Annotated in this window: 5 protein-coding genes; 3 read left to right on the forward strand and 2 right to left on the reverse strand. The window is 72.1% G+C overall.

Annotated features, from left to right (window positions below; translation table 11 throughout):
* Window positions 1-8 precede the first annotated feature (8 nt).
* Window positions 9-1,283 (reverse strand): ROK family transcriptional regulator, encoded by a 1,275-nt coding sequence (locus BIV23_RS09745; RefSeq protein WP_071380376.1) that lies wholly within the window; start codon window positions 1,281-1,283, stop codon window positions 9-11.
* Between the two features lie 139 nt (window positions 1,284-1,422).
* Window positions 1,423-2,685, reverse strand: a complete 1,263-nt coding sequence (locus tag BIV23_RS09750) for an FAD-binding protein (RefSeq protein ID WP_071380377.1) — start codon at window positions 2,683-2,685, stop codon at window positions 1,423-1,425.
* 158 nt (window positions 2,686-2,843) lie between these two features.
* On the opposite strand from BIV23_RS09750, the gene BIV23_RS09755 reads away from it, so the two are divergent.
* From BIV23_RS09755 to BIV23_RS09765, 3 genes are all read left to right on the forward strand, one after another.
* On the forward strand, window positions 2,844-3,518 hold the full coding sequence (locus tag BIV23_RS09755) for a pyridoxamine 5'-phosphate oxidase family protein (protein WP_071380378.1): 675 nt from the start codon (window positions 2,844-2,846) through the stop codon (window positions 3,516-3,518).
* A gap of 58 nt (window positions 3,519-3,576) precedes the next feature.
* The gene (locus tag BIV23_RS09760; RefSeq protein ID WP_071380379.1) at window positions 3,577-4,911 is read left to right on the forward strand and encodes a radical SAM protein; all 1,335 of its coding nucleotides are present in this window, start codon (window positions 3,577-3,579) and stop codon (window positions 4,909-4,911) included.
* A gap of 247 nt (window positions 4,912-5,158) precedes the next feature.
* On the forward strand, window positions 5,159-6,658 hold the full coding sequence (locus tag BIV23_RS09765) for a cellulose-binding domain-containing protein (RefSeq protein WP_071380380.1): 1,500 nt from the start codon (window positions 5,159-5,161) through the stop codon (window positions 6,656-6,658).
* Window positions 6,659-7,000 lie beyond the last annotated feature (342 nt).

The raw sequence follows: 7,000 nt of genomic DNA on the forward strand, positions 1-7,000 counted from the left end.
TTCCGTCGTCACGAAGGCGGTGCGGTACGGCTCCTTGCGAGGGTGGTGCGTGGGGCGGTGCTCTTCGTGGTGCCCCTGGTGGTGCCCTGCCGCTGCCCGGCCGACTGCAGGGCCCCCTCCAGCGCGAACGTGGCCGCGCCGAGGGAGACCGGGTCGGTGGGGATCGGGGACAGGACGATCTCGGTGGCGGCCAGCGGCCGGCGCAGCGCGTGCCGGGCGACGGCCCGGCGGACCTCGTCGAGCAGTGGCGTGCCGAGCCGGGCGGCGACCCAGCTGCTGAGCACGACCACTTCGGGGTTGAGCAGGTTGATCAGATCGGAGATGCCGGCCCCGAGGTAGCGCGCCGTGTCCCGGACCACCTTGAGCGCCACCGGATCGCCCGCGGCGACTGCGCGGGCCAGCGCGTCGATCGTGGCGGTCTGGTCCTCGGGGTGCAACAGCGCGGAGCGCGGGCTCAGTTCGCGCAGATTCTGCATGATGCCGGGCGCACCGACGTAGGTCTCGACACAGCCGTGGTTGCCGCAGTGGCACAGCCGGCCGTCCAGCACGAGCGTGGTGTGGCCCCACTCGCCGGCACTGTTGCTCACCCCCCGGTGCAGCCCGCCGCCGAGGGCCAGTCCGGCCCCGACGCCCGTGCCCAGATTGACCACCACCGTGTCGCCGCGACCGCGCGCGGCTCCGAACCACAGCTCGGCCACCGTGCAGGCGCGCAGCGGGTTGTCCAGGTACAGGGGGTACGCGATGTGTTCGGCGAGCAGGTCGAGGAACGGCACGTCGTGCCAGTCCCAGTTGGGCGCGTATTCGGCGACACCGCTGTCCCGGTCCACCTGGCCGGGCACGCTCACCCCGACACCGAGCACCCGGGCCGCCTCGACCCCGGCCTGCGCCATCACCGCGCCGACGGCGGCGGCGACATGGCCCACCACCTGCTCGGGACGGCTGTCGCCGGGCCGCATGTCCTCGTCGGCGCGGGCCAGTACGTCGAGCGCCAGGTCGAACAGCTCGACATGGACGTAGGTCTCCGCGATGTCCACCCCGATCAGCGCGCCGCCCGAGGCGTTGACGGCCACCAGACCGCGGGGCCGGCCACCCGCCGAGTCCTCGAACCCCACCTCGGTGATCATGCGCAGGTCCAGCAGCTCGCCGACCAGTGTGGCGACGGTGGCCAGACTCAGCCCGGTGGCGGCCGCCAACTCCTGCCGGGAGGTGGGAGACTCGGCGATGATCTGGCGCAGCACCTCGTAGCGGTTCGCGGTGCGGATGTCACGCGATGTGCGCTTCACGCGGCGGCCCCTCCCGTCCCGTCCAGATCCCGGCCCAGGCCGGAGCGGCAGCGGCACCGGCGTGGGCGTCAGGCTATGGGCTGCGGGCGGCTTTCGACAAGGGGTTAGGAAAGGGGGTGGAGGAAGTGATTGCGGCGGGTCATTCGTCGAGCAGCTCCCGGACGAACGCGTTGGTGAACGTGCCGGCCGGATCCAGGGAGCGGGCCAGGGCGCGGAAGTCGGGGAGTCGTGCATACAGTCCGCGGACGACCGTCGACGGCATCTCGTACACCTTCCCCCAGTGCGGCCGCGGACCGAACGGCTCCAGTGCCTCCTCCAGCCGGCGTACGGCGGGCAGGACGGCCCCCTCGTCCGGCACCCACGTGAAGTGCAGCGCCACCGAGTCCCGTCCGTGGGCCGGGCTCAGCCACTGGGTGTCGGCGGCGATCGTACGCACCTCGCAGGTCTGCAATACACCGGATACGGTCGCCCGGATATCGTCTATCGCATACAGCGCGTCCATCGCCGCCGACCGCGGCAGCAGGTACTCCGACTGGATCTCCTCCCCGCTGCTCGGCGTGAACTCCGCCCGGAAGTGCGGCAGCCGCTCGTGCCACGGTCCCGGCACTCCCAGTTGCTCGGTGCAGTTCCGCGCGGGCATGCCCGGCACCGGGTGCAGCGGCACCCGCGCGGGCGCCGCCCACGGGAAGTCCACCGCCGGCCGGTCCGTGCGCCGCTTGACCCACACCTGCCTGAAGCCCGGCTCCCGCCAGTCCGTGAACAGGCTCACGCTGTACCCCGAGGCCGCCACGGCGTCGAAGTCCAGGTCGTCCAGCGGGAGTTCCGTGTAGACCCGCTGTTCCACCTCGTACGCCGGCTCCAGGTCGAGCGTCAGCGCGGTGACGACGCCGAGCGCGCCGAGGGAGGTCACGGCGCCGTCGAACCGCCCGTCGTCCCGGCCCATGGTGGCGGTGTCGCCGCTCGCGCCGATCACCTCCATCTCCCGGACCGCCGCCGCCAGCGGGGCGTTGCCCACACCCGAACCGTGCGTACCGGTCGCCACCGAGCCGGCCACCGAGATGTGCGGCAGGGAGGCCATGTTGGGCAGGGCGAGACCGTGCGCGTGGACCGTGCGGGCCAGTTCGGCGTAGCGGGCCCAGCCCGACACCCGGACCGTGCGCGCCGCCGTGTCGACGTCGATCTCCCGCGGCAGACCGGAGGTGGACAGCAGTACGCCGTCCGGACCCGGGTCGGCGATCCGGTTGAAGGAGTGCCCGCTGCCCAGCACCCGAACCCGTGCACTCCCGCGCACCAGCGCCGCGAGCGCGTCGACGGTGCGCGGACGGTGCAGCCGCCGCGGGGTGTAGCTGATGGTCCGCGCCCAGTTGGTGACCGTCCTGGCGCTCCTGGCCGTCCCTGTCACTGTTGCGTCCCTCTCGGAGAGTGTCGGTGTGCCGAGCCTCTCATCAGGCACGGCCCGAAAGGGAGATCGATTGCGGATTTCGTTGTTGACTCCGGCATGGACTGATGTATCTGAAATATCACTGGCTCATTTGCTGCGATATCGGTACGTTCTGCTGCATGAGCCAGGAACCGCTTCCCGCCCGCCTGCCCGTCACCGACCGCACCCGCCATCGCCGCCTGCGTGAGCAGGGCAGGCTCGAGCGGTCGGAGCTGGAGGCGGTTCTCGACGCCGGGTTCGTCTGCCACCTCGGCGTGGTGGTGGACGGACGGCCGGTCGTCGTGCCGACCGTGTACGGGCGCGACGAGCGGTGGCTGTATCTCCACGGGTCGGTGGCCGGCCGCAGTCTCGCCGGCGACACCCCGGTCTGCGTCACCGTCACGCACGTCGACGGACTGGTGCTCGCGCGGTCAGTCTTCGAGCACGGTGTCAACTACCGCAGCGCCATGATCCACGGCACCGCCCGCAAGGTCACCGACCCCGACCGGAAGCTGGCGGGGCTGCGCCTGCTCACCGAGCACTCCGCGCCGGGACAGTGGTCGTACGCCCGTCTCCCCAGCCGCAAGGAACTCGCGGCCACCACCCTCCTCGCCCTCTCCCTGGAGGAGGCCTCCGTCAAGATCCGCACCGGCGCCCCGGAGGACGGCGACGGACCCGACGCGGCGCTCGGCCTGTGGGCCGGCGTCCTGCCGCTGACCCCGCGCTGGGGCACCCCGCAGCCCGACCCGGCACTGGCGCCCGGCATCGCCGTACCGGACCACATCGCACGCCGTGCGGGGACCCGGCACGGCTGATCCCGGAGCGGGGGCATACGGTGTGGGACATACGCCTGAACCGGGAGGAGACAGACGGATGGGCAGTCGTACCGCGCTGGTCGAGGATCTGATGGAGCGGTTCCCGCAGGTGCCGCGGGAAGCCGTCTTCAAAGAGGACCTGCTCCGCGGCGGCGTCGCCTTCGACCCGTCCGCCCTCAGCGACAACGAGAGCGGCGAGGTCAAGCCGAAGTCGTACTTCATCTTCTCCTTCGACCACGGCACCCTGCCCGAGCTGGGCGAGGCCGCGCTGCGCCGGCCCCCGGAGGAGATCATCCTCACCGGCGGACCGTACGACCTGCGCCGCACCGTCGTCTCCGTACGGGTGAACCCCTCCTCGCCCTACCGGGTCGCCGCCGACGAGGACGGGCTGCTCGGGCTCTACCTCGACGGCCGGCGGATCGCGGACGTCGGCGTGCCGCCCATGCCGGAGTACTACCGGCACACCCTCTCCAACGGGAAGTCCGTGATGGAGGTCGCCCCGACCATCCAGTGGGGCTACCTGATCTACCTCACCGTCTTCCGGGTCTGCCAGTACTTCGGCGCCAAGGAGGAGTGCCAGTACTGCGACATCAACCACAACTGGCGCCAGCACAAGGCGGCCGGGCGGCCGTACACCGGCGTCAAGGACGTGGAGGAGGTCCTGGAGGCGCTGGAGATCATCGACCGGTACGACACCCAGAAGGCGTCCACCGCGTACACGCTGACCGGCGGCGCCATCACCAAGACGGTCGCCGGGCGCGATGAGGCCGACTTCTACGGCCACTACGCCAAGGCCATCGAGGAGCGCTTCCCGGGCCGCTGGATCGGCAAGGTCGTCGCGCAGGCGCTGCCGCGTGACGACGTGCAGCGGTTCAAGGACTACGGCGTGCAGATCTACCACCCCAACTTCGAGGTGTGGGACCGCCGGCTGTTCGAGCTGTACTGCCCCGGCAAGGAGCGCTACGTCGGCCGCGACGAGTGGCACCGGCGGATCCTCGACTCCGCGGAGGTCTTCGGCGCGCGCAACGTGATCCCCAACTTCGTGGCGGGCGTGGAGATGGCCGAGCCGTTCGGCTTCACGACCGTGGACGAGGCGATCGCCTCGACCACCGAGGGGCTGCGCTTCTTCATGTCGCACGGCATCACGCCCCGCTTCACCACCTGGTGCCCGGAGCCGACCACCCCGCTCGGCAAGGCCAACCCGCAGGGCGCGCCGCTGGAGTACCACATCCGGCTGCTCCAGGCCTACCGGCAGACGATGGACGACTTCGGCCTCTCCTCGCCTCCCGGCTACGGCCCGCCCGGACCCGGCCGCGCGGTCTTCTCGGTCAGCTCCTTCATGGACAGCCTGCCCGCCGCCGACGAGCCCGCGAGCGAGCCGGCGGGACGCTGACGGAGCCGGCCGAACGGTGAGTGAACCGGCGGGACGGTGAGCGATACGGCCTCCGCGTCCGTACCAGAGACGGGAGTCGGGGTTCGTCGCGGCACGCATCCGTCCCGCCACCATGCGTCACCGGGTGTGAACAGGCCGCTTGTCAGTTGTGTCGGGGTCGTGAAAGGCTCGGTGCTCTGCCGCGAGGTTCCCTGCAACTCCCTTTTCCCTATGGAGAGTTGACCTCGCTCGTGGATGCAGGAGTCCCATGCCCGACCTGCCGACCCCCCAGGACGCCACCGAGGCCGCGCTGTTCTCGGAGGGCTGGGACGCGGTGCTCAGTTACGCGGACCTGTGCACCTCCGGGTCCGCGACGGCCCATCAACTGGCCACCGAGGCCTTCGCGCTCGGTGTGCGCGAGGTCCGCGCGGCCGAGCGCACCCATGTGCGCGGCGCCGGCCGCCGCGGCGCCCGGCTGCCGACGATCCCGGCCCTGCTCACCGCCGTACGCGACACCGCCGTCGGCTGGGAGGCCGACGGCAACGGGCACAAGCTCGACCCCGAACTGCGGCTGTGGCTCAACTCCGGCCAGGCGGCCCGCTGTTCGGGGCCGCCGTTGGAGCGGCCGATCGCCCTGCGGGGCCTGCGGGACATGCAGGAGGCCGATGCCTCGCTGCTCTGGCTGGCCGAGGTGGAGGCGCTTCCCCTGCCCGTCGTCGCCCGCAGGCTGGGCCTCGACCCGGCCACCGTCGGCGACGAACTCGACCAGGTCCGCACCCTGTTCCGCGACCGCTGCCACCGCGCCCACCTGGACACCCCGCTGGACACTCAGTGCCGCTCGTACGCGCGGCTGCTGGACGCGGTCACCCGTTCGCCGGCCGCCGACACCCCCGGCGACCTCTCCCGGCACCTCGCCACCTGCGTGCGCTGTGCCGAGGCCGCCGCCTGTCTGCGGCTGCACGGCGGCGGACTGCCCGCCGCGCTGGCCGGCGGGGTCGTCGGCTGGGGCGGCCTCGCCTACCTGGAGCGCCGCCGGCGCGCCGCCGAGGTCCGCCTCGGCGCCGGCCGCCCCGGTGCCGAGACGGACTCCGGTGACACCGAGGACGGCGGCGGCCGCAACCGGGCGCTGCGCGGCGGGCTGTTCGTCGCCGTCGTCCTGCTGTCGGCGCTCGCGCTCGGTGTGTCGATGATGCCGTTCGGCGGCTCCGGCGACGACACGGCCGCCGCCGGCCGCGACGACCGTCAGCCGGTCGCAGACCCCAGCGTCTCCCGCACCGCGGGCCACGTTGCCGACCGTCCCGGAACGCCGTCGTCGTCCACCGCCGGCGGCCCGTCCGCGACACCCTCCCCGAGCGGTACGGCGACGCACCCCGGCCGTACGCGGCCGGATCCCGAACCGCAGGGCAGCACCTCCACGGCCGAGCAGCAGTCCGGCGCCGCCGGGCCGGCCGACGCGTCCTGCCGGGTCGCCTACGACGTCGTCAGCCAGTGGACCACCGGTTTCCAGGCCGCCGTCACCGTCACCACCGACCGGCCCCTCACCGACTGGCGGGTCTCCTGGAGCTTCCACGACGGCCAGCAGGTCGGCCAGATGTGGGACGCCACCGTCCACCAGGACGGCGCGCGTGTCACCGCCACCGCCGCCGACTACAACCGGACCGTCGCCGCGCACGGCACCCTGTCCTTCGGCTTCCTCGCCACCTGGCAGGACGCCAACCGGGCACCGTACGGCTTCACGCTCAACGGGGCGTCCTGCGCGGTCGGCTGAACAGATGCGCCGGCGGCCAGAAAATCGGTGGCGCCGGAATGCGGGCGACTCTACGGTGGGGTCCGCTTCACGCGGTGGCTGCCGGCCGTTGTCGTCGGCCGGGTGAGAAACGGGAGGTGTGAGCGATGGCTGTCTCTGTGACGGGCGCTGCCCGCAACCAGAAGTTCGTCCGTTCCACCTCCGTGGTCTCCGGCTGAGCCGATCTTTCCTGCCTCTACGCGCCTGTGCGTGCGCGTGGCCGGGGCCGCCCTGTGAAGGGTTCCCCTTGAATCTCTCTTCTCTTTCGGGTTCTTCCGCTTCGCCGCTTCCTCTGGTCCCCTACGGCTGGGACGAGGGATGGGA

Origin of the sequence: Streptomyces monashensis, assembly GCF_001866665.1 — a bacterium.
Lineage (GTDB): Bacteria > Actinomycetota > Actinomycetes > Streptomycetales > Streptomycetaceae > Streptomyces > Streptomyces monashensis.

What these genes read in the sequence shown, in the direction of transcription:
- BIV23_RS09755 (WP_071380378.1), top strand. Translation starts at nt 2,844, where the DNA reads ATGAGCCAGGAACCGCTTCCCGCCCGCCTGCCCGTCACCGACCGCACC.
- BIV23_RS09760 (WP_071380379.1), top strand. Translation starts at nt 3,577, where the DNA reads ATGGGCAGTCGTACCGCGCTGGTCGAGGATCTGATGGAGCGGTTCCCG.
- BIV23_RS09765 (WP_071380380.1), top strand. Translation starts at nt 5,159, where the DNA reads ATGCCCGACCTGCCGACCCCCCAGGACGCCACCGAGGCCGCGCTGTTC.